Origin of the sequence: Enterococcus aquimarinus, assembly GCF_001885765.1 — a bacterium.
Lineage (GTDB): Bacteria > Bacillota > Bacilli > Lactobacillales > Enterococcaceae > Enterococcus_I > Enterococcus_I aquimarinus.
In genome coordinates this window covers 64,468-89,977 of sequence record NZ_JXKD01000008.1, presented here as the reverse complement: position 1 = coordinate 89,977, position 25,510 = coordinate 64,468, and the positions used below count along the sequence as shown (strand labels likewise).

Genomic DNA, 25,510 nt, shown 5'->3' with positions numbered 1-25,510 from the left:
AATTACGTTAGCAATGGCAATTGTAAATCAAGAATTTTCAGTAAACTCTTAGCTAACTAATAGAGGACTCTAACAAAGAAGCGATTAGGAAGTAAATTGTTCGGATTTATCTTGAAGTAATCATAAAGCCAGAAAAAAGCACCTCCTAAAAGCCGCCACTTAATGTGGGCTTTTAGGAGGTGCTTCATTGTGATTAAGGCTCTAAAATACGACTTAAGAAAGCTTTAGTGCGTTCTTCTTTTGGATGAACAAAGATATCTTCTGGTGCACCTTCTTCTGCGATGACACCCTTATCCATAAAAATGACTCGGTCAGAAACATCACGCGCAAAATCCATTTCATGGGTAACAATCACCATTGTCAAACCGGTCTGTGCTAAGTCTTTCATTGTTTTTAACACTTCTCCCACGGTTTCTGGATCGAGTGCGGAAGTGGGTTCATCAAATAGCATCACATCGGGATTCATTGATAATGCACGTGCAATCGCTACCCGTTGTTTTTGCCCCCCAGATAGTTGACTAGGTTTGGCACTTTGAAATTCTTTTAAGCCAACTTTATCTAAGTTTTCTAAAGCAATTTTTTTCGCTTCTTCGGGATGGCGTTTTAAAACAGTGATTTGCCCCGTTGTACAATTTTCTAAGACGTTTAAATTGTTAAATAAATTAAACGATTGAAACACCATCCCAAGTTTCGTGCGATAGGTCGATAAGTTATAGCCTTTTTGTAAGACGTTTTCGCCATTATACAGAATTTCGCCACTTGTTGGTTTTTCTAATAAGTTAATACAGCGGAGTAAGGTGGATTTTCCGGAGCCGGAAGATCCGATAATGGTTAATACTTCACCTTTATTGACCGTCGTTTGGATATCTTTTAAGACTTCATTGTCACCGAAACTTTTTTTCAAATGATTAATTTCAATAATTGTTGACATAAAACCTCTCCTATCTTTGACCTTCTATCGGTTCTTCTACTTTCGTGAAAGCATCCGGTCCATCTATTTTCTTCTCCATTAAACGTAGCAAGCGTGTGGCACTAAGCGTCATCACTAAGTAAATCAACCCGACAATTAAGAACGTTTGGAAGAATAGATAGTTTGTACCTGCTGCTGCGGTTCCTTGGAAGAATAAATCGCCCACACTGATGACACTTAATACAGCAGTATCTTTAATATTCACGACGGTTTCATTCCCAATCGCAGGTAAAATATTTCGAACAACTTGTGGTAAGACGATTTTACGCATTGTCTGGGTATGCGTCATTCCAATCGCTTGGGCCGCTTCAAATTGCCCTTTATCGACTGCGAAAATCCCACCACGAACAATTTCGGACATATAAGCGCCTGTATTAATCGAAACAATCAGCAAGGCTGCGACGGTCCGGTTTAAATCAATCCCAAATGCTAACGCTAAACCGTAGAAAATGACCATTGCTTGCACCATCATCGGTGTTCCACGAAAGACTTCAATATAAATCGTTAAGAGCCAATCGCCTAATTTTTGCATGAAACGAGTCAAAGGTTGATCGCTTTGCGGCAATGTCCGAAAAACACCGACCAATAATCCAATGAGTGTTCCGGCAATCGTGGAGAAGATGGCAATTAATAACGTTAGTCCTGCACCTTGTAAAAACAAAATGCCATATTCACTCATAATTTGTTTTAACGTAGACCAAAGACTCATCTCTCCTTCTTGGCTAGCGGAAGGTTGATTTTGAATGGCTAAATCCATTAATTCTGTACGCTCTTCAGCAGAAATCCCTGCTAAAATTTGGTTGACATCTTGAACAAGGGGATCGTTTTTACGCATGCCAATCGCAACTTGCACATCTTCTGGTTCTGTTTGAAAACCATCTTCTGGAGCAAACTCAATCATTGTTAAATTTTCATTGACGTTGGTTGCCGTGACTCCTTCTGGTCGTTCACTCACATAGCCATCGATAATACCAGAGGCTAGCGCTACACGCATAGCGGAGAAATCTTTCATCGGATCTTGATAAACGACATCCGGAATTTGATCGACGACTGAATAGTGAAAGGTATTTAATTGCCCAGTAATTTTCGCACCGGCAAAATCAGCTAAAGACGTCGCATTGGCAAACTCACTATTTTTACGCGTTACGACAACTAAACGTGATTCGTAGTAGGGGTCGGTAAAATCAATGACTTGACGACGTTCTTCTGTGGGGGACATCCCCGCAATAATGGCATCAATCGAACCAGATGTTAATGCTGGAACGAGACCATCCCACTGAGTTGGCACAATCACCAGTTCTTTGCCTAAACCTTCAGCGACGCGCTTCGCAATTTCAACATCGTAGCCACCTGCATAAGAATTTTTTTCACCATACTTTAAAACAGCACCATGCGCATCGCTCGTTTGTGTCCAGTTAAAAGGAGCATAGGCTGTTTCCATCCCCACACGAAATTCATTTTCGGGTGTTTTGTCATCCGCATTGACGGAAAAAGTGCCGACAACCATGGAAAGGGTCAAAGCAATTAATAGAAATAATGTCCTTCTTTTTTTCATTTGATATCCTCTTTTCTTTGAATCAGGACACCAATCATCCGAGGTAATGTCTAAAAAAAGACAAAAAACAGCCGGTCTCTATGATCAGAAAGCGGCTGTAGACAGATAGCGAAATAATTGTCGACAAACTTCTCACAAAACATAGCGCACCTTAGTCGAAACTAAGACAGTTCGCAAATTATTCACTTGCGACCCAACGTTTTTTAGAAAGCAGCTAAAAAAGCGTTTCGGCGATGTTCCCTAGTCCTGCGTCAAAGTGTTGCTTCACTCGACAGGGTTAATGAACCTCGCGACCTCTACCTGGTTGAAGGTATCATATTCAATTGTTATTACTTATTGCGATTTTAGCCGATAAGCTGCTTTTTGTCAAACATAGCGCTAAAAGCAGCTAGTTGAAAAAAGAGACGTTATCGTAGGCGAAATAGGAGGAGAATCACGAAAAGCGCTTTTTCTTTGGAGCCTTCATGCATTCTGCTATAATTGTAAGTAACCTTATTTCCTTTATAAGTGAACGAAAAAACGTTGCAACGAAGCAATCTTTTTTCGTTGTTCAAAACACTATATACAAGGCGACAAAAACGCTTGGTTACTGTATTTGAGAACGAACGTTTACAGATGAATGAAGATAGAAAGGATTTGAGTGATCGATGATCCATTATTATCAGATTGATGTGAAAGAGGCAATTCAAGAAATCGAATCCGAAACACAGGCAGACTGGATTGCCCTTTATGACGCTACGGATGAAGAAATTAAAAAGTGTCTTCAAACGTATAAATTACCGGAAGATTTACTAGCGAGAATTCGTCAAGAAGAAGAAGTTGCCCGTTTGGAAATTTATCAAAGCGATGAATTAAAGGAAGTACAAATCCTTGTGTTAACGAATCTTACCAATCAACGGGATAAACGAATTGAAGAGCGTTTAGAACCCATTATTTTTATTTTTTCGGATACGGTCATGCTGACGCTTACGACTGCCGAATCGAACTTTTTCCCACGACTACTCGAAAAACATGGTTCGGCTGTTGACTCCAAAGAAAGTTTGACGGCGTATGCGATATTAATGATTTATTCTCATTATATTCAAGAACTTAGACAGATTAAGGAAGTCATTGATGCACTTGATGACGATGCACGTGAAACGACCAAAAATGAAGCGCTCGACCGCTTAGCAAATACGGAACGAATCGTGATTTTCTTAGATCACACGCTACAAGAACAAAAAGAAACATTACAAACTTTTTTCGAAGAAACGAAATTTGCAGAACAACTCTCGGATACGAAATTACGGTATGAAATTAACCTACGCCAAAAATATGCCGAAAAAATGGTTCGCTTATATCGCGATTTATTGGAAAATGTCGGCGGATTATTTAGTGATATGATGAGTAATAACTTAAATCATTTGATGAAATTCTTAGACTCCGCTGCATTGGTCGTTTCAGTTCCTGCGATGATTGCGGGGATTTGGGGCATGAATACCGGCGGACTTCCAGGAGAAAAATCTAATTTTGGTTTTTTGGCTGTCTCTGCTGGAGCGATGTTTTTAGCGATTCTAACGGCAATCTATTTGCGAAATAAAAAATATTCAAAATAAAAAAGATGCCTCTCTTGAAGAGGTTCTTTTTTATGAGAATTCAATTTGTTAATTCTCATGAAATTTTAACTTATGCGGCGGCTTTATTTCTGCTAGACTGGCTACTGTTATTGTAAAACAAGACAGGAGGAAGTATGATGCCAAAAACAAAAAATGAAGGTATCTTTTTTACCAGTTTGATGTGTTTTCTTATGGTGCTCGGAATGAGTATTTATAATTTATTATTGCATCAAGATTTTTCGATGATCAATCTTTTCATGGGGGTAGTCTTAGGATTTATCGTTGCTTTTATTCTCGATGTATTTGTCGTCGGAATAGTAGCGAAAAAAATCGCCTTTAGCTGTTCATTTGTTGATAAAACAAAACCGATGCAACTAATTCTAACGATTTCATCTTTAATGGTCCTTGGAATGGTGACGTTTATGTCATTATTTGGTTTAGTAGTGGAAGGCGGGTTCGGAGCGCTATCGGTAGCTGCATATCTTAACGCTTGGAAAATGAACTTTATCGTGGCGCTGCCATATCAATTACTGATTGTAGGTCCCTTTTCACGCTTTGTCTTAAAATCAATCCAAAATAAAAAAATGAATGAATCTATGAACGCATCTGCGTAAATGATTTTCATCCTTTTTTGGCGACCAAACGACTTTTCAAAAGAGAGAAGTTATTTGGTCGTTTTTTTTGAAGCCGTCTTAAAGGGTCCTCCGCAACTAAAAGTTTGAACGCATTCCAGTGCGATCCTAAGCGATCCGAAAATGCTACAAGAAATTCAGAACGTAGTCGTGCTCTTAAGTTATCCTCACGAGTCATTCTGTAACATTTAGTAGCGTAAGTACCATCCAAAATCTTTAAAACGCAAAAAGCCCGAGGAGAAAAGATTATTCGGATATAAAAGGCGTATTGATTGAATAATGGGGCGATTTTAACTATACTTTAATTAACAACAAGCTTTACCGTGCGACCGTCAAATACGATCAAAAAAGGAGGTCATCTCATATGTCTAGCAATAAAAAAGGTGCCATGTATCCTTTACAAGTACTAGGGACAGCAGTTGGTTGGGTTTTTGTCTTTGGACTCGTAAAATGGGCGATGAAAAATAGAAAAAATCAAATGCCAAGGTAATGAGTGGGAAGTTTATCTGATACAAATGTTGTGACATGATTGGTATATCAACAAACGCATCAACGAAAGAGTCTTCGGACACTTTCATCGATGCGTTTTATTTAGGTATAGACAAAAAAACGAGTAAGAAGAGAAACTCCTTACTCGTTTACGTATTCAAATAATATGATGCCAATATTTTATACAAAATGGATATCAAACATATAAAAAATTATGCTCTACCTCTACCTGTAAAGAAAGAAACAACAGCAATCACAATGATTGCACCTACAATTGATGGAATTAAAGCCATGCCTGCAAGTGAAGGTCCCCATTCGCCAAGGAGTGCTTGACCAACAGATGCGCCGACTAAACCTGCGACAACATTCGCGATAATACCCATTGAATTTCCTTTATTTAAGATTGCACCAGCGACTGCGCCGATTACGCCCCCTACAATTAATGCCCAAATAAAACCCATGATAATCTCTCCTTTATTTTTTTTTTTTTGATTGGCTTTCACACCGAATCAAGTCATATTTCCGCATTGCCAATCGTTCCATCGAACATCAAACCTGTCAGAGAAAACCATTCCTCTTCCGTTTTAAAATAGGATAGAACAATGAAAATGGTGAAAATTTTCCTGTAACAAATGGATCGCTACAGCCTAAAGAAAAAAGATAGAAATAACCGTTCAATATGGTTCATGTAATCAGGTCATAGACAATTTCTATCGAATCACTCATCGTAAAATGATGGCTGCTTGAATCGTATTGCTTAGGAAAATCGTTTATGACTACAACTACAATGCTAAATGATTTCATTTTTATAGTCAAGATAGATGCTTCCGTCGTATTTAACCAACGTATAGATGACTATAAAATCGGATCGTGTCGGTTATAGCCTAGTTCCGTCTCAATTTCTTTTTCTCGTAATGTTTCGATTGACTCATTGGGATAGCCACTTGGCACTTCCTCATCGGGTAGTCGATCTTTTGGTTCACCCTCAATTAAGATCACAATATAGCCTTTTTGTAAATCTTCGCGATAGTCGTAAAGTAAATGTTGATCGCTTTGGATTTCTTCTTCGTTATACGATTCATCTGAAAATGCATCTTTAATTTTTTCCCATAAAGACCGATGTTCTTTTGCTTCTTCGGTCAACTCGTGTTCAGTCGTAATATCGATGCTCGCTAGTTGATGGTATTCGTGACGGGTAGCCTCATTGGAGATTAAGCGAATGTCTTTTTTTTCATAACCTTGTGCTTGCAAACGTTCAACCGCTAAAAAAGCGCTTTGGGGAGTAGCATAACTTCCTTCAACAAATTTCATTTGAATGCTCCTTTCAGATTCCTTCATAATGATGAAGTTTGTAACTCAATTATATTTTAACTCTTTGAGAGCGTTTACTCAAATGATACGACTTGGGAAGGGATGTCGCGCGGATAGGTCAAAACAACATACGACAAATCATAACAACTGTGTTATCCCCAAAAAAACGTACTTTCAGAGATTACTTTCCTTAGTATGAATACAAAAAACCAACCAAACAGAAGACTGTTTGGTTGGTTTTGTTGTTTAGACGTTTCGAGCGTCTCACAGTTATGATGAAAAAGCTTTATGCCGCTTTTGCTTTTGGTTCACGACCTAAAATAGCTTGTAAAACAGTTAAACCAGCCATCACACCTAAAATTACGTAGATTAAGCTAGAGTATTGAGTGACGCCAAAGCCCCACGTACGGAAAACGACTAAAGAAATTGCTAAAACGATGATTGCTAGGACGTTAAAGAATGCAAAGGCCCATAAATTTCCGTTTTCTTTACGGCTTAAGTAAAAAACAGAGAAGTACAAGCTAATCGCTGTCCATGCGATACATACTAAAATAATTGCCCAATAAATAATTGCTGCTAACATCTTTTTTCACCTCACTTCAAATCAATCACTTTGATTTTAACACCTTTTTAAAACCCTGTCATGAAAAACTTGTGAAAAACTTCTTATTTTTGAAAAATAAAAAGAAGGTGAAAAGCTTTTCCTTTCTATTCCATCTTTAGGTATAATGGAAAAGACGAGAAGAAGAGTAGAGGAGCCAAAAGAATGAGTGAAAATCGTAGTGAAAAAGAAAAAATGATTGCTGGCGAGCTGTACTTAGCTGGAGATCCAGAGTTAGTGGCCGGTCGCCAGTTTGCCCGTAAGCAAATGATGAGGTTTAATGCCGAAATCGATCCACAGATTCGAGAGGAAATCTTAAAACAAACATTTGGACAAGTCGCAGATACTGTTTACATTGAACCGAATCTTCGTTTTGATTATGGTTATAATATCTCCGTGGGCAAAGATTTTTATGCGAACTTTGATTGTATTTTATTAGATGTTTGTCCGATTACCTTTGGCGACAACTGTATGCTCGCCCCAAACGTTCAAATTTATACTGCCAGTCATCCATTAGATCCGATTGAACGTAATAGTGGATATGAAAATGGTGCACCTGTGACCATTGGGAACAATGTTTGGCTAGGAGGGGGTTGTGTCATTTTACCTGGTGTCACACTGGGCGATAATGTAGTTGTTGGAGCGGGCAGTGTGGTGACGAAATCATTTCCGGATAATGTCGTTCTAGCGGGGAATCCAGCAAGAGTAATCAAGACAGTCACCAAAAAAACAGATTTAGCTGAGCATCCGTTAGCAAAAACAAGACAAGAAATCGATGCACTTGACGGGCAAATCGTGCGTTTACTAGAAGCACGCATGCAAGCTGTTTCGGAGGTTGTTCGCATTAAAAAAGAAAACGAGATGGCGATTTTAGATAACACAAGAGAAGCAGAAGTTCTAGAAAAAATTCGGGGAAAAGTCCAAAATCCGGATTATGCTCAAACGATTGTCGCGACTTTTGCTGATATGATGGCACAATCGCGACGCTATCAAAAACGTCAATTGGAGGGATGATCGTGTTAGAGGGAGAACAGCGACGAAAAGCGATTCTTGCGCAATTACAAACAACGAAACAAGCCTATAGTGCGACTAAATTCGCCAAAGAACTAGGGGTGAGTCGGCAAGTGATTGTCGGCGACGTTGCCTTACTACGGGCTGCTGGCGAGAATATTATCGCGACTGCTCGCGGGTATAAGTTAGCTTCTGAGGAATTAGCAGAAGGATTCATGGCGAAAATTGCGGTTCAACATGATGAAAGTCAAACGCAATTAGAGCTCGAAACGATTTTGTCTTTTGGTGCCGAGATTTTAGATGTGATTGTTGAACACGATCTTTATGGAGAACTCGTTGGGGGTCTTTATATTAGTAACGAAATCGAAATGTTGAATTTTATGCAGAAATATGAAAAGTCACAAGCACGCTTATTATCACAGTTAACCAATGGCATTCATTTGCATACGATTCGGTATCAAAAAGCGGAAGATTTAGCACAAATTAAACAAGCACTTGCTGAACAGGGCATTTTATACCAAGATACAATGGATACGACCGTCAACAAATGATTGTCGAGAACATTAGATGGAAAGTTCGTCTATTTCGAAAAAAAAACAAAAAAACATTGACAAAGAGTATGGAATCCTGTAAATTGGTTTTCAACAACAAAACTAAATAGTAAATTCCCGTGATAAGGAAAGTATACTTGGATGCTTTATTAGAGAGGCTCTGGCAGGTGAAAAGAGCTAAGTTCAGAAAAGTAGAAAAATGGCCTTGGAGGAAAGTTTGTCGATAAGTAGGCACACTCGGAACGTTTCACCGTTATAAGAAACACCAATCGTTCAGGTCAACTGAATTTGTTGGGCTAAGGGAAGGCAACTTCCGAACAAAAGGTGGTAACACGAATTTTCGTCCTTTTACTAGTTTCGACTAGTAAAAGGATTTTTTTGTTTTTTTAGCTAAAAATGATTGGGCTAAGGAGTGAGTCATTCACTTAAACTGAGGTGGTAACACGCAAAAAGGCGTCCTCAAACAGAGAAAAATGTTCTTTGTTTGAGGATGTCTTTTTTATTTGTTATCCTCAAGTAACGAGAAAAATGAGGAGGAACAACATGATAGAATTAAAAGATATTTCAGTGATTTTTAATCAAGGAAAACGCGTCATTACAGCGGTGACGGATGTCGATTTAACAATTGAACGGGGCGATGTTTATGGGATTGTCGGTTATTCAGGTGCCGGGAAAAGTACGTTAGTCCGGGTGATTAACTTATTGCAACGACCAACAACGGGTAGTGTGATTGTCGATGGGACAAATTTGACAGACTTAGTTCCTAAAGAGTTGAGAAAAAAACGGAAATCGATTGGGATGATTTTCCAACATTTTAATTTAATGGATAGTCGTACGATTTTTGATAACGTTGATTTTTCGTTGAAATATACCGGCAAAAAGAAAATCGACCGTCAAAAAAAAGTGCTTGAGTTACTTGAGTTAGTTGGTTTAGGCGATAAAGCGAATGCTTATCCAAGTCAATTATCCGGCGGTCAAAAGCAACGAGTAGCCATTGCTAGAGCGTTAGCGAATGATCCAGAAATTTTACTTTGTGATGAGGCAACGAGTGCCCTTGATCCCAAAACAACCTTACAAATTTTAGCATTATTAAGAGAACTAAATAAAAAATTGGGCTTAACGATTGTGTTAATTACCCATGAGATGCAAGTCGTGAAAGAAATTTGTAATAAAGTAGCGGTTATGGAAGAGGGACGCGTGATTGAACATGGTGAGAGCGTCCAAATCTTTAGCCAACCAAAACAACCGTTAACGAAAGACTTTATCCGAACAGCAACGCATATCGATCAAGCACTCGAAACAATTTTAGGACACCAAACGTTAGCGAATTTGTCAGATGATGAATGGTTAGTCGAACTTTCGTATGTCGGCGAACAAACTGGGCAACCTATTATTGCTGAAATGTTTAGTACGTATCAAGTCGTAACGAATATCTTATATGGCAATGTCGAAATTATCCAAGAAGTGCCTTTAGGAAGTTTAATTGTGACATTAAAAGGAACGTTTGATAACCGCCAGCGGGCTCTTGATTATTTAAAGAGTCAAGGTGTGAGTGTGATGATTCTTAAAGAAACAACGAAAGGAGGACAATAAGATGTACGCATTTTTTGAAACGTATTTCCCAAATGCGATGGCAATTCCTCAAGAATTTGTCAAAGCAACCATTGAAACCATCTATATGACCTTTTGGACAGCGATAATTTCAGGTTTTCTCGGAATCTTTTTCGGGGTTTTACTCGTAGTCACTCGACCGGGAGGGATTTTAGAACAAAAAGCGATTTTTGTGGTCTTAGATCAAATTGTGAATATCGTGCGTTCCATCCCTTTTATTATTTTACTTTCATTATTAGTCGGATTTACACGATTGATTGTGGGGACATCGATTGGGGCAACAGCAGCACTGGTTCCACTGATTGCAGGCGTTATTCCATTTTTTGCCCGTCAAATTGAAATCGCGTTACTGGAAGTCGATCCGGGAGTTGTCGAAGCGGCGGAAGCGATGGGAACGAGTCCTTTCGGGATTATCTTCCGCGTCTATTTAAAAGAAGGCTTAGCCGGAATCATCCGCGTTTCGGCCTTAACGATTATTAATGTGATAGGTTTAACTGCCATGGCGGGAGCGGTAGGTGCCGGTGGTCTCGGTAGTTTAGCGGTGACTCGTGGGTATAATCGTTTTCAGACAGATGTCACGATTGTGGCGATGTTAATTATTTTAGTCTTGGTATTTATTAGTCAAGCAGTGAGCAACTTGCTGATTAGAAAAATTACGCATTAAACAATAGAGGGGGAAATGAAAATGAAAAAATATTTATCAGTTGGTTTAGCAGCTGTTGCTTTATTGGTTTTAGCAACAGGTTGTGGCAAAAATGACGAAACAGGTGTTAGTGCAGCAGGGCAAACAAGTGAACAAGAACGTACGACCGTTAAACTTGGCATTATCGGTGCAGACACCGACGTCTGGGATAGCGTCCAAGCTCGTTTGAAAGACGAAGGCATTGATTTGGAATACGTACAATTTACCGATTATAGTCAACCGAATACAGCGTTAGCGAGTGGCGATATTGATTTGAATTCATTCCAACATCAATTTTTCTTAGATAATTTTAACGAGGAACACGAAACAGATTTGGTTTCAATCGGGAATACGGTCAATGCACCATTAGGCATTTATTCTGAAAAAATCAGTGATATCGCAGAATTAAAAGAGGGCGATAAAGTTGCCATTCCAAATGATGTGACCAATGGCGGCCGTGCCTTGATTTTACTACAATCAGCTGGACTTCTCACAGTTGATGAAGCGAAACAACAAGCACCAACGGTTTCAGATATTACGGATAACCCATTGAATTTAGAAATTGTTGAATTAGATGCCGCACAAACGGCGCGTGCTTTACAAGACGTAACTGTTTCGGTTATCAATAGCGGAATGGCTGTGGATGCTGGTTACATCCCTGCCAATGATGCGATTTATTTAGAGCCGGTTGATGAAAAGTCTCGTCCGTATGTGAATATCATCGCTACTAGAGCAGAAGACGCGGATAATGATATTTATCAAAAAATTGTTGCCGCTTATCAAACGGATGAAACGATTAAAGTCATCGAAGAAACATCCAAAGGTTCAAGTATTCCAGCTTGGGAAACATTCGGTAAAAAATAATAACTAGGGTTATAGGTTAATAGGTGAAGAAAAGGAGCGATTGGTTATGACAACAGCAATACAAACAAAACATGAGGTAATTGAAGCTTTTATTAAAGAAAGCTTACCAACGTATCAACAGTTAGCTATTGACATTCATGAACATCCGGAAGTCAGTAACTATGAAGTCTATTCATCCCAGGTCTTGATTGATCAACTGAAAAAAGAAGGATTTGAAGTGACAAAAGATGTCGCGGGTCATCACACAGGATTTGATGCTCGTTACAAGTCTGAAAAAGCCGGACCGACCCTTTCCTTTTTAGCGGAATATGACGCCCTTCCAGGCATTGGTCATGCCTGTGGTCATAATTTATTTGGAAACTATTCCGCTCTTGCAGCCAGTGCTTTGAAGCAAGTCATTGATGAAACAGGTGGCGAAATTCGGGTTTACGGAACGCCGGGTGAAGAAGGTGGCGAAAATGGGTCCTCAAAAGCGAGTTTTGTTCGTGAAGGATTCTTTGATGATGTCGATGCCGCGCTATGTGTTCATCCAGGTCATCGTTATGCAAAAACGTCAACAGGCTTAGCGAATGATCCCGTTGATATTAAGTTTTATGGGGTAGCGAGTCATGCAGCCGGCGCACCAGAAAAAGGCGTGAATGCTTTAGAAGCGGTCATCCAAGTCTTCAATAGCATTAATGCGCTTCGTCTTCATTTACCAAAAGACGTTAATATTCATGGCATTATCACAAATGGTGGTGTGGCAGCGAATGTTGTTCCTGATTTTGCGTCTGCGCGCTTTTACTTACGCGCTGCCAATCGTGCGACGTTAAATGACGTTTATGCAAAAGTCGAAAATATCGTGAAAGCAGCTGCGCTCGCAACGGGTGCCACTTATGAATTTGGATTGTTCCAAAACTCGGTGGATGATATCATCGTAACCGATGCCTTTGATGAAGTATTCTTCAGTCATGCCCAAGCAGCAGGCGTTCCAGCAGACGAAATCGTTGAAGTCAAAAAGCAAAGCCTGGGTTCTTCGGATGTGGGGAATGTCAGTCAAGTCATCCCAACAATCCAACCGACCGTTTCCATTTCAGATGACTACATTGCCGGACATTCAATCGAATTTAAAGCAGCGGCTCGTAGTCCAAAAGGATTAAATTCCATTGGCATTGCAGCGGAGTTATTAGCCAAAACAGCCCTTGATTTAATTGAACAACCAGAGCTACTTGCAACAATTAAAGAAGAACATCAAGCTAGTTTAGCAAAAGGGAATTAAGCAAAAATCGACCAAAAAAGCTGAAGCAATCACTGCTTCAGCTTTTTTGGTTGATTTGTACTTAAACGCGGATTATTCAATCACCAATACATCTGGTCTTAAGGCAAAAGGATTGTCTGTATTGATATGATCATAAAACATAATCCCGTTGAGGTGATCCACTTCATGTTGGAGAACAATCGCGCTATAGTTTTTAAAGCGCATTTTCTTGCTTTCACCGGCCGCATTCGTATAAGCGACCGTAATGCGTGCTGGACGAATGACATAGCCAGGAACGTCACGATCCACTGACAAACAGCCTTCTCCATCGCCTAAACAAGCTTCTTGCACTGAGTGACTCACAATTTTAGGGTTATACAAGACCTCGCGCACAACGGGTTCTGGTTTTTCGGGATCATTACTGGGGATTAAAACCGCGATGATTCGTTTGGGAATCGCTAATTGCGGTGCTGCTAACCCAACGCCCCCACGTAATGCTAATTCTTCGGCTTTCACCGGATCTTGGCTATTTTCCAAAAATTCTAACATTTTTTGTCCTAAGGTGATATCTTCCTCACTTAAAGGAAAAGCAACCGGCTGAGCGGTTTCTCGCAAAATGGGATGCCCTTCACGAATAATATCTTTCATCGTAATCATGTAAGATTCTCTCTCCTCTCAATCAATACAAGTCCGTTTGATTTGACTTTCCATTCGTTAGTTTACCATAAAATACCTAAAAGAGGAAAAGGAGAAAGCGCGGAAACACAAGAAATAGTAAGAAAAACAAATAGATTTTCTCGAAGAATCATCAAATAATCGTCAGACTATTTTTTCGATTACAGATACTCTGAAGCATCGGAAGTCAGCGAGCTTTAGGAAAGCCGTGAAACAAGTTTGACTAGCGTTACCCAATGCGCTCACCGAATATTTAACAAAAATCCAGTAGTTCTCTCGCGTCATCATCTGAGAAGACGACAGTCATAAGGATTCGGCAGCTTTTAGAAGATTTTTGAATGTTGCACACTTGAAATTTATCGAGAGAAGTAGTAACATGACACCATGTCATATGACAAGGTGTCATGTTTTGGTTAGGAGGAATGAGATGTGCCAACAGAAACGTTTTTTAATTTACCAAAAGAAAAGCAACAACGAATTTTAAAAGCCGCGGCTCAGGAATTCTCGCAAGCGGGCTTAAACGAAGCCTCGATTGCCAAGGTGATTCGCATGGCTGATATCTCTCGTGGTAGTTTTTACCAATATTTTAGGGATAAAGAGGACTTGTACTATTATTACTTCCAAACGCTAAAAAGAAGTGGGCATCGTTATTTAATTCAAACGATCGAAGACAAAGACGGGGATTTATTTGCCGGAGTGGAAGATTATTTTCTGCGTTTATTGCCTGAAGTGTTTGAAGGAGAGAATCGGTCGTTCTTTCGCCATCTTTTTTTAAACATGGATTCGCATGGGTTTCAACGCGTCATTCCTTGTTTGGAAAAAAAAGAGGGCCATCACGCAGCATTTCACAGTCATGAGCGCGAAAAAAACCAGCAAGAATTAGTCCGAGTCGTCAATCAAGCTTCGTTGAATGTTCAAAATGATGACGAGTTGATTTTGTTATTCAAACTGTTGATGCATCTTCTTTTTTCGACCATTGCGGAAGGCTGTCGGCAGCAAGAAGAGTCGGCGAACGTTTCCCTTGACACAATGAAGGAGCAATTTGCGCTCAAAATACAATGGCTGAAAAAAGGTGCCAGAAAGGAAAATGAACATGATTAAATTAGTGAAACGAGTCTCTGTTGTTTCTGCAATCATGGCGGTCTTATTTATGGTCGTTCAAGTGGTTTCAGAACTCTATTTGCCAAATTTAACAGCAAATATTATTAATAACGGAGTGGCAACAGGTGATATTCCTTATATTTGGCGCACAGGGATTTTCATGTTGGGTTTTTCGTTGATTAGCATTCTCGCAGCGGTAGGGAACACCTATTTTGCGACGAAAGAATCCCAACAGTTAGGTCGGAAACTTCGAACGGAGGTCTACCAAAAAGTCGAACACTCCTCTACGAAGATGTTTGATAAATATGGGACAGCTTCTTTAATTAACCGGACGACCAATGATATTAACCAAGTGGCCTTAGTAACGCAAATGTTTTTGCGCATGATGATCAATGCGCCCATCACCTTAATTGGTGCCAGTATTTTAGCTTACCAAAAAGATGCCCAACTAACGAAAATATTCTTAGTTGTTGTGCCAATTATGATGGTTCTAATTGGGGTTATCATGTATTTCTCAGTCCCTTTATTTAAAAGTATGCAAGAAAAAACAGACCGTTTGAACTTAATTTTTCGTGAGAATTTAACGGGAGTTCGAGTGATTCGCGCTTTCAATAAAACAGCTTATGAAGAAAAACGCTTTGATGATGCGAGTATGGATTACACCAATACAGCGATTAAAGTGAATACGATTGTTTCGAGTATGATGCCCATGATGACCTTAATTATGAGTGGAACGAATATTGCCATTACGTGGTTTGGCGCACAATATATTGCCGATATGCAATTAGAAGTCGGTAATTTAATTGCGTTTATGACCTACGCGATGCAAATTTTATTTAGTTTCATGATGTTAGCGATGATTTTTGTGATGGTTCCAAGAGCGCAAGCCTCTGCCAAGCGGATTAACGAGATTTTAGAAGGAGAAGTCGACGTTTTAGACCCAGTTGAACCACAAGTTGTAACCCGTCAAGGTGCTGCGGCAACCCTTTCGTTTAATCAAGTCGATTATCGTTATGATGGGGCCGAAAAACGAACGCTGGAAGATGTCTCATTTGAGGCGACATCCGGCCAAATGGTGGCGATTATCGGTGGGACAGGTTCAGGGAAAACGACACTCGTGAATTTGATTCCCCGTTTATATGATATTGAAAGTGGCGAAATTAAGCTGAATGGGAAAAATATTACCCAGCTCACTCAAAAAAATGTCCGCGAATTGATTGGCTTTGTCCCACAAAAAGCCGTGCTCTTTTCGGGAACGATTCGTCAAAATATGCAGTATGGTAACCAGCACGCGACGGACGAAGAAATTTGGCAAGCGTTAAGAACGGCGCAAGCTGAAGAATTTGTTGCTTCATTGCCGGACGGTTTAGATAGTCGGGTTGAACAAGGTGGCGGCAATTTTTCGGGTGGCCAAAAACAACGCTTAGCCATCGCCCGTGCGTTAGTTAAACCGGCGGATGTCTTTATTTTCGATGATTCTTTCTCGGCGTTAGATTTTAAAACCGATGCGAATTTACGAAAAGCCTTAAAAGAAGATGTCACCCAAGGAATCTTAGTGATTGTTGCCCAGCGCGTCAGTACCGTGATTGACGCAGACGTCATCTTAGTCCTTGATGAAGGGAAAGTCGTCGGTCAAGGAACACATGCTGAATTGTTAGCGACGAATGAGACTTATCGAGAAATTGTCGCGTCTCAATTGAGAGAGGAGGACTTATAATGAGCGAAAAAGCAAAACGACCGCAAGCAGGACCAATGGGTGGCGGTGGCCCGGGCCGAGGCATCGGAATGAAAGTTGAGAAACCAAAAAACTTTGGTGCCACGGTAAAGCGCCTCTTTGCCTATATGTCTAGTCGTCTAATCGCCGTCGGATTTGTCTTTGTGTTAGCCATTACGGCAGTCATTTTTCAAATTCAAACCCCGAAAATCCTCGGAAAAGCGACGACGGAAATTTTTAGTGGTGTAATGGCCGGAATGAAACAAATCCAAGCCGGTGAACAACTCACCCGTTTCCCCATTGATTTTGAGAAGATAGCTCAGATTATCTTGGTTGTCATTGTGCTGTATCTCTTGTCAGCCGTCTTTAACTTTGGACAACAATTTATTATGACGCGTGTATCGCAACGAACCGTTTATGAACTCCGTAAAGATTTAGATGAAAAAATGAGTCGTCTGCCGATTTCCTACTTTGATACCCATTCAAATGGTGATATTATGTCACGCGCTATTAATGATATGGATAATATTGCGAGTACGTTGCAACAAAACGTTACCCAATTTTTAACAAGTACGGTGACGTTTATCGGGGTATTGTGGATGATGCTGACAATTAGTTGGCAGTTAACCCTCATCGCACTGGTCACTGTCCCACTTAGTTTAATTGTCGTAATGGTCGTCGCACCGCGCTCGCAAAAATACTTCGCCGCTCAACAAAAGAGCTTAGGATTACTCAACAATCAAGTGGAAGAAACTTACGGCGGGCATACAGTGGTCAAAACGTTTAACCACGAAGCAGAGGATCAAGCAGTTTTTGAAGTCGAAAACGAAAAATTATATCAAGCCGGTTGGAAAGCTCAGTTTATTTCCGCGATGATCATGCCGTTAATGAATTTCATTAAAAACCTCGGCTACGTCTTTGTGGCGGTGCTCGGTGGGATTAAAGTAGCCAATGGTACGATGACGTTAGGGAACGTGCAAGCTTTCTTACAGTACACCAATCAATTCTCTCAACCGATTACGCAACTGGCAAGTTTGATGAATACCATTCAATCAACCGTTGCTTCGGCGGAACGCATTTTTGAAATTCTTGACGAAGCTGAAATGAACGACGAACCTTCAGGATTGCCTGTAAAAGAACAGACACCTTATAAAGTGTCGTTTGAAAATGTGCAATTCGGTTACGATGACAAGCAACTACTCATGAACGACTTTAGTTTAGATGTTGAACCAGGCGAGATGGTTGCAATCGTCGGACCAACAGGCGCAGGAAAAACAACGCTGATAAACTTATTGGAACGCTTTTATGATATTTCTGGAGGAAGTATCCGCTATAACGGAAAAGATACTCGTGACTATAGCCGTGAAGAACTGCGCAGTCATTTTTCGATGGTGCTCCAAGATACTTGGCTCTTTACCGGAACCATTTATGACAACATTTTGTACGGCAATGAGCACGCGACGCATGAGCAAGTAATTGCAGCGGCAACTGCGGCTCACGTGGATGAATTCGTCCGGAAACTCCCAAATGGGTATGACACTGTTTTAAATGAAGATGCGTCGAATATTTCGCAAGGTCAACGCCAGTTAATTACCATTGCGCGGGCATTCTTAGCAAATCCGGATGTGTTGATTTTAGACGAAGCGACGTCAAGTGTTGATACGCGTACGGAGCATCTGATCCAGCGAGCAATGGAACGTCTTTTGGAAAAACGCACTAGTTTTGTGGTGGCGCATCGCTTGTCAACGATTCGTGAAGCAAGCAATATTATTGTCATGAACCACGGTTCGATTGTCGAAACGGGGAACCATGATGTACTGATGGCCAAAGAAGGGTTCTACGCCGATCTGTATAACAGTCAATTTTCAGAAGAAGCCGAATAAACAAGCAAATATCCATTTTAACGATAACCTAAAGGCTACGGCCTGTTCGTAACAGCCTCTTCATGTCCCTTCGTGAAGAGACTGTTTTCGGTAGAGTAGTCTATCTTCTATCGAAATAAAGTCAAAAAAATGTTGCGGTGATAAGTCGATAAGTCCCCTCAAAACGCCGCGGGTTTGTAGTACTTCTTTCTTTCTGAGCATGGTATAATGAAAACAATCAATTTTTGGAGGAAAACAGCGATGACCTTAACGCTACAACACGTCACAGGTGGCTACGGCCCAATCCCTGTGTTAAAAGATATTAGTTTTGAAATTCATGACCATGAGTTAGTCGGTTTAATTGGCTTGAACGGTGCCGGAAAAAGTACGACGATCAAAGAAATCATGGGTTTATTGCAACCACAAAGCGGCACGATTACGTTAGATGGGTTAAGTTTAAAGAAAGATCCTCAAGCGTATCGCCAAAAAATCGGCTATATTCCTGAAACGCCGGTTCTCTATGAAGAATTAACCTTAAAAGAACACATTGAGATTACGGCGATGGCCTATGATATTGCGCCTGAAGTGGCGAGGGAACGTGCGGCTAATTTATTGAAAGTCTTTCGTTTAGAAAATCGGATCGATTGGTTTCCGGCTAATTTTTCAAAAGGGATGAAACAAAAGGTCATGATTTTATGTGCCTTGATTACGGAGCCAAGTTTACTAATTGTCGACGAACCTTTTTTAGGACTGGATCCGTTAGCCATTCATGCCTTGTTACAACTCTTTGGCGAAATGAAACAACGAGGTGTCTCGATTTTAATGTCAACCCACGTCTTAGCGACGGCGCAACAACATTGCGATCGGTTCATTATTTTGCATGAAGGTCAAATTCGGGCACAAGGAACGATTGCGGATTTGCAACAGGAATTTGACTTGCCAGAAGCTTCGCTAGATGATATCTATTTGGCCTTGACGAAGGAGGCATAGGGATGACCGATTTATTTCAACAGCGTGTTCGCCACCATCAACGGCGAATGCAGCGCTATTTAAAATATGTTTTTAATGATCACTTTGCCTTTACGATGACTTTTTTACTCGGCGGATTGGGCTTTTATTACTCAGGATTACTCAAAACATTGCCTTCTCCGTATCCGCTTGGGAAAATCATCGTTGTTCTTTTTTTGTTTTTGACGTTGTATTTCGGTCAATTTGCTAGTTTAATTCAGCGAGCCGATGGGATTTTTTTGTTACCAAAAGAAACGCAAATGCGCAAGTATTTAAATCAAGCGCTGATATATAGTTGCTATTTGCCATTTGGGGTTTTAATTCTCACGACAGCGATGGCGATGCCTCTAGTCGTGATTGCGACGGGGAACGTCTCATTTTCGAGTACGATTTTCTTTATTTTTATCTTATGGAATTTAAAAGGAAGTCACTTACTAATTCAACGCTTAGCTTTTTTCCAGAATGTGAAGGGCTTGCGTCAACAAAGTAAGATTCTTTGGACGGTAGTGAGTCTAGCTATTTTAAGCGTGAGTATTTTTGGCTCTTATGTCTGGGCTAGTTTGCTAGCCATTTTCCAAATAGTTTTCTTTTATCAATGGTTATGGGTCAAGATGCACGCGCCGCTTGATTGGGAAGCCTTCATCCACGCAGAACAAACCCGTTTGCGCCGGGTCTATCAATTTATTCATTTATTTACCGATGTTCCTGAAATGCAAGGGACGATTAAACGCCGAAAATCGCTTGACTGGGTATTCCGTAACATTACCGTGACACAAGAAAATACGTATCTCTATTTATTTTCGCGCCATTTTGTGCGTGGAACGGAGTACAGTGGACTCTATTTACGTTTAACAGTCATTGGTAGCCTCTTATTATTTTTTGTGAATGATGTTTGGTTTGCGCTTGGGATTGGGAGTTTATTTCTTTATTTGATTGGATTTCAATTATTACCGTTAGCGCAACAATTCCGCTATGTTACGACGGTTCAGTTATATCCGATTCAAGAAAAACAAAAAGAAAAAGCCTTACGTCAATTGTTAACCGTGTTACTGAGCCTTTGCGCCCTTATTTTTGGAATCATTGGTGGGATCTCACTGGCATCTGTTCGTCAAGGATTCATTGTCACAGGTACCTATTTTGGCGTGGTCGGACTGTTTATTTTCATTTATTTACCTTATCGAATCAAAAAATTAACAGAGTAAGATTCACAAAGCGAACATACATGTGCTTGACTCAGACCGTTTAGGGGGCTAAAATAAATATTACTGTCTTAAAAAATAAAAAAGGGGAGGCGTAAAGATGGAACTGCGATTAGATAGCGGATGGAAAATCCAGCCAATCAAAGGCGATACCGGAAAAACATATTACGGCTTTAACGCAGAAGAAAAAGTCTTTATTAAACGCAATACAACCCCGATGTTAGCTGCTTTATCAAGAGAAGGCATTACCCCGAAACTTGTTTGGACGAAGCGCATGGGCAATGGCGATGTCTTAACCGCGCAAGAATGGTTAGAAGGTCGGATTTTAGCGCCTGATGAAATTGGTGAACGCAATGATGTGATTGATGTCCTTTATCATTTACACCACTCTGCTTCTTTAAAAAATATGCTAGAAAAAATGGGTGGGGAGACGTACACGCCCCAAAAAATGCTACAAGAATATCGCCTGAACTTACCGCAACATTTACAAGAAAATCCTTTTTTGGTCTTGGTGTATCAATACTTAATTCAACATATGCCGACGTTTCAGCGCGAGGAAAAAACCGTTGTCCACGGCGACGTGAATTGTCGTAATTGGCTCGTTTGTAATCACTACTTATATTTAGTCGATTGGGATTCGGTGATGTTTAGTGATCCCTTTGTCGATATCGGCTCCATCTTAGGTCATTATGTGCCGATTTCAAACTGGGAACAGTGGCTAATTAGTTACGGGATTCATCCGACAGGCGATGTATTAGAAAAAACGTATTGGTATGCGATTTTAAGCATGCTTCAAGAAATTAAAAAGTATGATTTAAAAGGTGAATATCAAAAAATGAATCAAGAAATCGTCCAATTAAAACGAATATATGTTTAGAAAATAACAGACTAAAAAAGCGCCCAGAAAGATCGCTTTTTGTTGAAATTAGGAAGGATAAGATATGAGAGTTAGAAAACGTAGTGGAGCAGAAGAACTAATTGCGAGTTATCCGCAATATGTAGTTGATGAACCCCAAAAATGGAAAGGTCGCTGGACAGAACGTTTTGGAAATGACCAACCGATTCATATTGAAATTGGGATGGGAAAAGGGCAATTTATTTTTGGAATGGCAAAAGCACATCCGGAGATTAATTATATCGGTATCGATATGCAAACGAGTGTCGTATCGTTTGCTTTAGATAAACTGATTGCTGAAGAAGTTCCTAATTTACAATTGTTGCATGTGGATGGCTCAGAATTAACAAATTACTTTGCGGATAGTGAAGTCGATCAAATTTATTTGAACTTTTCAGATCCTTGGCCAAAATCCAAGCATGAAAAACGTCGTTTAACATACAAAACCTTCTTAGCGGTCGATGAACAAATTTTACGTCCCGCTGGAGAATTACACTTTAAAACCGATAATCAAGGACTTTTTGAATATTCGTTAGCGAGTTTTTCGCAATACGGACTGATTATTCAAAAAGTATGGTTAGATTTGCATGCGAGTTCTTACGAGGGCAATATCATGACCGAATATGAGCGTAAATTTTCTTCAAAAGGCCAACCGATTTATCGCGTTGAAGCGAAATTCCCAGATAAAACAAAAAAATAACTAGATACAAAAGCGAGCTTGATTAATAAGTTCAACACGCATTGATACAAATAAGAAGTGACACCCAAAAGCACTCTAGCCGGCACCAATGGTCTAGAGTGCTTTTTGGTATGGTTACAGTATCGACGAAAGAAAATAACACAAGTATGTTATGTGTAAGAAGAATTCGATTTAGAATGAAAGCGATCCTATAATTGGACAGAGTGAACATTCTTTTGGAAGCGTTTTATTCAATTGCTACAAAAGTAAAAAAATTCCAATAATTATGATACTCAGATTTGGTATCTATAAAAAAATCTGATAAGATAGGGGAGAAAAAGGAGGATTGTTATGGGTGGATACGATGAAAATTTAGAGCAGAATTCATCAAACAAAGAGAAGATTGAAAAGTGGGATTGAGCGAGGATGGTCATGTTGTCAAGTAAGATGAAGCGAGAAAAGAAATGAGAGAAACGTCTGCTTGTTTTGTGATAAAAAAACGTAAGCTCTTCAATAAGGTATTCGTAAGATTTCTGTCATTCTCGAATCGCACATCAAACAATTAGTTATTATATCGATTATTTTAAAGAGTATCATCCGCTTACAAAGAACCCGCCGATCAATCGAGGGGAGCGTGAAAAATGAAAAAAGTATCAATGATTACACAAATTGTCATTGCCGTCGTATTAGGGGTTGCGTTTGGATTGTTGTTACCGAAAATCGGGATTGAGTTAAAAATTATCGGGGATGCGTTCTTACGTTTAATGCAAATGGCGATTCCAGTTTTAATTTTAGGGCAAATTATTCAAGCGGTCGCGGGGATTAACCCTCAAGAACTCACGAAGCTAGGTGGTAAAACGATTGCCGTCTTTGGCATTTCTTCCTTCTTAGCTGCCGTTTGGGGTGTTGCGATGGCCGTGGTTTTTAATCCGGGAAGAGGCATTGATTTAGCAGGGGCTCAGGATTTGGGCATTCAAACCCAAGAAATTACGCCTGCTGAAACCTTTTTAAATTTTTTACCGACGAATATTTTCGATTCGCTATCAAAAGGTTCGATTATTCAAATTATTGTGTTCGCGCTCTTTTTTGGAATTGGCCTGAATCGTTATATTCAGACGAAGCCAGAGTCTAAATTATTTGAATTAATCATTGACTTCAATGAGGTCATTATCAATGTCATTCGCTATGTGATGTTGGTCGCGCCTTTAGGAATCTTTGCATTAATTGCGTCAACGATTAGTAATTTAGGGTTACAAATTATTTTACCGCTAATCAAATATCTGCTCGTTTACGCGACGGCATCCTTATTATTTATGGGATTATGGATTTTAATCATTACCATTTATTGTAAAGTGAATCCGATTCAATTAGTTAAAAACATGAAAAGTATGACGGTCATGGCGTTAGCAACGACATCTTCGGCGATTACCTTGCCGATTGCGATGGAAGAAGCCCATGAAAAACTTGGATTAAGCGACCGGATTACGAATTTAGTCTTACCTTTGGGAATGTCGTTAAATAGTAATGGTTCAGCCATGCATATGGCATTGACGGTGATGACGATTTCTCAAATGTATCAAATGGACTTTGATCTTTCCAAAATGATTACCGTAGCGATTACCGCGACTTTTGTCTCGCTTGCCAATGCAGTGGTTCCAGGAGCAGGACTAGTTTCTCTCGCGATTATCGTGCCGCAATTAGGGCTACCAATTGAGAGTATTGCTATTTTTGCTGGTGTTGAATGGTTTGTCGGAATGTTAAGAACATTCTTAAATGTGAATTCTGATGTTTATTCCGCGATTGTTGTCGCTCGTTCGGTAAATGAGATTGATTATGAAGTCTTTAATCAAAAAAATTAAGCAAGGAAAAATATAGAGGAGGCGTTATAAATGAACAAACAAAAATTAAGTATCTTATTCGCAGGGCTGTGCCTGATGTTGGCGCCAGTGACGGTCTTTGCTGAAGAAATGCAAGAAATTGTCGCACCAACAGGCTTTATGGCGGTGTTAACAATCGTACCATTAGTGATTGTCTTAGTGCTCTTATTTATGAAGGTAGATATGATTATTGCAGGGGTTGTCGGTGGTGCAATCGCGATGGTGATTGGTGGTATTGGATTAGCAGAAGCCAATCAAAAACTATTAGAAGCGATTCCGACAATGTTGGGCATTACTGTTCCGATTATTAACTCTGCTATTGCGATGGCAGTATTCAAATCAGGTGGCTATTCTGCTGCACTTACGTTAGCGAAACGTGGAACAAAAGGGAAAGTTGAACTTGTTTCTGTTTTTATCGTCATCTTACTCGCAGCCGCAACTTACATGTCTGGAATTGGTGGCGGTAGCGCGATGGTTATTGCACCACTTGCGTTTGCAGCGGTCGGAGTTGTACCTGAGTTAATTGCGGCAATGTCTTTAGCGGCAGCCGTTTCATTTACGACTTCGCCAGCATCACTTGAGTCTAGTATCGTCTCACAACTTGGCGGTTTTGACGTCAGTGAATATGTTGTGACAATGCGTCCGTACTGGTTACTATTTGTCGGATTAGCTTTAGTTTTAGCTTACTGGGGAACAAAACGTCGTAACGTCGGCTTTAAAGAAGTTGAAAACGATGAGTACGCAGAAATGAATAATGGCCAATTATTTAAATTAACAATTCCGGCTATTTTCTTACTATTTGCGGTTATTTTTGGCCCAGTTGTGAATAATCTTATCGGATTTGCACTTTTCACACCACTTGTTTACATGATTGCAACGTTAATTCTGATTTTCGCGTGCACATCATTCTCAATGAATAAAACAGTAGAATCCATGATTGAAGGATCGACATACATCTTAACTCGTCTCTTCCAAGTTGGGATTTTCTTAGCGTTCATTAACGTGATTGCCCAAACAGGAACCTTTGCGGTAATTGCGGGTGTAGCTAAAGGAGCACCTGCGGCCATTGTCGTACCAGTTGCTGTCTTAACCGGTATTCTAATTGGTGTACCAGCCGGAGCCTATGTTGGTTCTGTCTTAACATTAGTCTTACCTGTAGCAATTTCACTTGGATTTTCACCACTTGCACTAGGATTTGTGACAATGGGTGTTGGACTTGGAAGTCAAATGAGTTTCGTAAATATTACGATGCAAGCTCTGTCTTCCGGTTTTGATATTCCGATTTTAGATGTTGTAAAAGGTAACGTGAAATGGATTAGTATGGCAGCGGTTGTTCTCCTTATCATTTCACTAGTGATGGGGTAATAATAAATAAGAACGATAATATATTA

At 40.0% G+C, this 25,510-nt stretch carries 24 protein-coding genes, 1 riboswitch and 1 other annotated feature; of the genes, 18 read left to right on the top strand and 6 right to left on the bottom strand.

Going from position 1 to position 25,510, the window contains the following annotated elements:
• Window positions 1–193: 193 nt before the first annotated feature.
• Both RU93_RS07165 and RU93_RS07160 read right to left on the bottom strand, forming a co-directional pair.
• On the bottom strand, window positions 194–931 hold the full coding sequence (locus RU93_RS07165; protein ID WP_071874931.1) for an amino acid ABC transporter ATP-binding protein: 738 nt from the start codon (window positions 929–931) through the stop codon (window positions 194–196).
• A gap of 10 nt (window positions 932–941) precedes the next feature.
• Window positions 942–2,525, bottom strand: a complete 1,584-nt coding sequence (locus RU93_RS07160; RefSeq protein WP_071874930.1) for an ABC transporter permease subunit — start codon at window positions 2,523–2,525, stop codon at window positions 942–944.
• A gap of 134 nt (window positions 2,526–2,659) precedes the next feature.
• Window positions 2,660–2,832: riboswitch (Lysine riboswitch) on the bottom strand.
• 340 nt (window positions 2,833–3,172) lie between these two features.
• On the opposite strand from RU93_RS07160, the gene RU93_RS07155 reads away from it, so the two are divergent.
• The 3 genes from RU93_RS07155 (at window position 3,173) to RU93_RS12355 (ending at window position 5,242) form a co-directional block, all read left to right on the top strand.
• Window positions 3,173–4,120 carry a magnesium transporter CorA family protein gene (locus tag RU93_RS07155; RefSeq protein ID WP_071874929.1) on the top strand — a complete coding sequence of 316 codons (948 nt, stop codon included), beginning with the start codon at window positions 3,173–3,175 and terminating at the stop codon, window positions 4,118–4,120.
• 137 nt (window positions 4,121–4,257) lie between these two features.
• Window positions 4,258–4,734 carry a DUF2798 domain-containing protein gene (locus tag RU93_RS07150; protein WP_071874928.1) on the top strand — a complete coding sequence of 159 codons (477 nt, stop codon included), beginning with the start codon at window positions 4,258–4,260 and terminating at the stop codon, window positions 4,732–4,734.
• A gap of 382 nt (window positions 4,735–5,116) precedes the next feature.
• Window positions 5,117–5,242 carry a hypothetical protein gene (locus tag RU93_RS12355; protein WP_273230426.1) on the top strand — a complete coding sequence of 42 codons (126 nt, stop codon included), beginning with the start codon at window positions 5,117–5,119 and terminating at the stop codon, window positions 5,240–5,242.
• Between the two features lie 211 nt (window positions 5,243–5,453).
• Here RU93_RS12355 and RU93_RS07145 read toward each other — a convergent pair whose 3' ends face one another.
• From RU93_RS07145 to RU93_RS07135, 3 genes are all read right to left on the bottom strand, one after another.
• Window positions 5,454–5,702, bottom strand: coding sequence for a GlsB/YeaQ/YmgE family stress response membrane protein (locus tag RU93_RS07145; RefSeq protein ID WP_071874927.1), 249 nt, complete (start codon window positions 5,700–5,702; stop codon window positions 5,454–5,456).
• Between the two features lie 394 nt (window positions 5,703–6,096).
• Complete coding sequence (locus tag RU93_RS07140) at window positions 6,097–6,552, bottom strand: general stress protein (RefSeq protein WP_071874926.1); 456 nt, start codon at window positions 6,550–6,552, stop codon at window positions 6,097–6,099.
• A 286-nt stretch (window positions 6,553–6,838) separates the two neighbouring features.
• The gene (locus RU93_RS07135) at window positions 6,839–7,135 is read right to left on the bottom strand and encodes a hypothetical protein (protein WP_071874925.1); all 297 of its coding nucleotides are present in this window, start codon (window positions 7,133–7,135) and stop codon (window positions 6,839–6,841) included.
• A 183-nt stretch (window positions 7,136–7,318) separates the two neighbouring features.
• On the opposite strand from RU93_RS07135, the gene RU93_RS07130 reads away from it, so the two are divergent.
• The 6 genes from RU93_RS07130 to RU93_RS07105 all read left to right on the top strand — a co-directional run bounded on the left by RU93_RS07130 (window position 7,319) and on the right by RU93_RS07105 (window position 13,130).
• Window positions 7,319–8,167, top strand: coding sequence for a chorismate mutase (locus RU93_RS07130; RefSeq protein WP_071874924.1), 849 nt, complete (start codon window positions 7,319–7,321; stop codon window positions 8,165–8,167).
• A gap of 2 nt (window positions 8,168–8,169) precedes the next feature.
• Entirely contained in the window at window positions 8,170–8,715 is a 546-nt protein-coding gene (locus RU93_RS07125; protein ID WP_071874923.1) for a transcription repressor NadR, read from the top strand.
• A gap of 110 nt (window positions 8,716–8,825) precedes the next feature.
• Window positions 8,826–9,066, top strand: a binding site (T-box leader).
• Between the two features lie 192 nt (window positions 9,067–9,258).
• Window positions 9,259–10,308, top strand: coding sequence for a methionine ABC transporter ATP-binding protein (locus RU93_RS07120; RefSeq protein ID WP_071874922.1), 1,050 nt, complete (start codon window positions 9,259–9,261; stop codon window positions 10,306–10,308).
• 1 nt (window position 10,309) lies between these two features.
• On the top strand, window positions 10,310–10,990 hold the full coding sequence (locus RU93_RS07115; RefSeq protein ID WP_071874921.1) for a methionine ABC transporter permease: 681 nt from the start codon (window positions 10,310–10,312) through the stop codon (window positions 10,988–10,990).
• A 21-nt stretch (window positions 10,991–11,011) separates the two neighbouring features.
• A complete protein-coding gene (locus RU93_RS07110) occupies window positions 11,012–11,872 on the top strand; it encodes a MetQ/NlpA family ABC transporter substrate-binding protein (protein WP_071874920.1) in 861 nt (286 codons plus the stop codon).
• Window positions 11,873–11,918: 46 nt separating this feature from the next.
• Window positions 11,919–13,130, top strand: a complete 1,212-nt coding sequence (locus tag RU93_RS07105) for a M20 family metallopeptidase (RefSeq protein ID WP_071874919.1) — start codon at window positions 11,919–11,921, stop codon at window positions 13,128–13,130.
• 72 nt (window positions 13,131–13,202) lie between these two features.
• On the opposite strand, the gene def is transcribed toward RU93_RS07105, so the two are convergent.
• On the bottom strand, window positions 13,203–13,766 hold the full coding sequence (gene def / locus RU93_RS07100) for a peptide deformylase (RefSeq protein ID WP_071874918.1): 564 nt from the start codon (window positions 13,764–13,766) through the stop codon (window positions 13,203–13,205).
• 447 nt (window positions 13,767–14,213) lie between these two features.
• Here def and RU93_RS07095 point away from each other — a divergent pair, with 447 nt between their 5' ends.
• From RU93_RS07095 to RU93_RS07055, 9 genes are all read left to right on the top strand, one after another.
• Window positions 14,214–14,885, top strand: coding sequence for a TetR/AcrR family transcriptional regulator (locus tag RU93_RS07095; protein WP_071874917.1), 672 nt, complete (start codon window positions 14,214–14,216; stop codon window positions 14,883–14,885).
• On the top strand, window positions 14,878–16,602 hold the full coding sequence (locus tag RU93_RS07090; protein ID WP_071874916.1) for an ABC transporter ATP-binding protein: 1,725 nt from the start codon (window positions 14,878–14,880) through the stop codon (window positions 16,600–16,602). Before RU93_RS07095 ends, RU93_RS07090 begins: the two co-directional genes overlap by 8 nt.
• Window positions 16,602–18,482, top strand: a complete 1,881-nt coding sequence (locus RU93_RS07085) for an ABC transporter ATP-binding protein (RefSeq protein WP_071874915.1) — start codon at window positions 16,602–16,604, stop codon at window positions 18,480–18,482. The genes RU93_RS07090 and RU93_RS07085 overlap by 1 nt, the downstream gene beginning before the upstream one ends.
• A gap of 240 nt (window positions 18,483–18,722) precedes the next feature.
• On the top strand, window positions 18,723–19,451 hold the full coding sequence (locus RU93_RS07080; RefSeq protein ID WP_071874914.1) for an ABC transporter ATP-binding protein: 729 nt from the start codon (window positions 18,723–18,725) through the stop codon (window positions 19,449–19,451).
• Window positions 19,452–19,453: 2 nt separating this feature from the next.
• Window positions 19,454–20,671, top strand: a complete 1,218-nt coding sequence (locus tag RU93_RS07075; RefSeq protein ID WP_071874913.1) for an ABC transporter permease — start codon at window positions 19,454–19,456, stop codon at window positions 20,669–20,671.
• Between the two features lie 97 nt (window positions 20,672–20,768).
• Complete coding sequence (locus RU93_RS07070; RefSeq protein WP_071874912.1) at window positions 20,769–21,545, top strand: phosphotransferase family protein; 777 nt, start codon at window positions 20,769–20,771, stop codon at window positions 21,543–21,545.
• Between the two features lie 64 nt (window positions 21,546–21,609).
• Entirely contained in the window at window positions 21,610–22,263 is a 654-nt protein-coding gene (gene trmB, locus RU93_RS07065; RefSeq protein ID WP_071874911.1) for a tRNA (guanosine(46)-N7)-methyltransferase TrmB, read from the top strand.
• 620 nt (window positions 22,264–22,883) lie between these two features.
• Entirely contained in the window at window positions 22,884–24,101 is a 1,218-nt protein-coding gene (locus RU93_RS07060) for a dicarboxylate/amino acid:cation symporter (RefSeq protein ID WP_071874910.1), read from the top strand.
• A gap of 75 nt (window positions 24,102–24,176) precedes the next feature.
• Window positions 24,177–25,484 carry a citrate transporter gene (locus tag RU93_RS07055; protein ID WP_379952816.1) on the top strand — a complete coding sequence of 436 codons (1,308 nt, stop codon included), beginning with the start codon at window positions 24,177–24,179 and terminating at the stop codon, window positions 25,482–25,484.
• Window positions 25,485–25,510 lie beyond the last annotated feature (26 nt).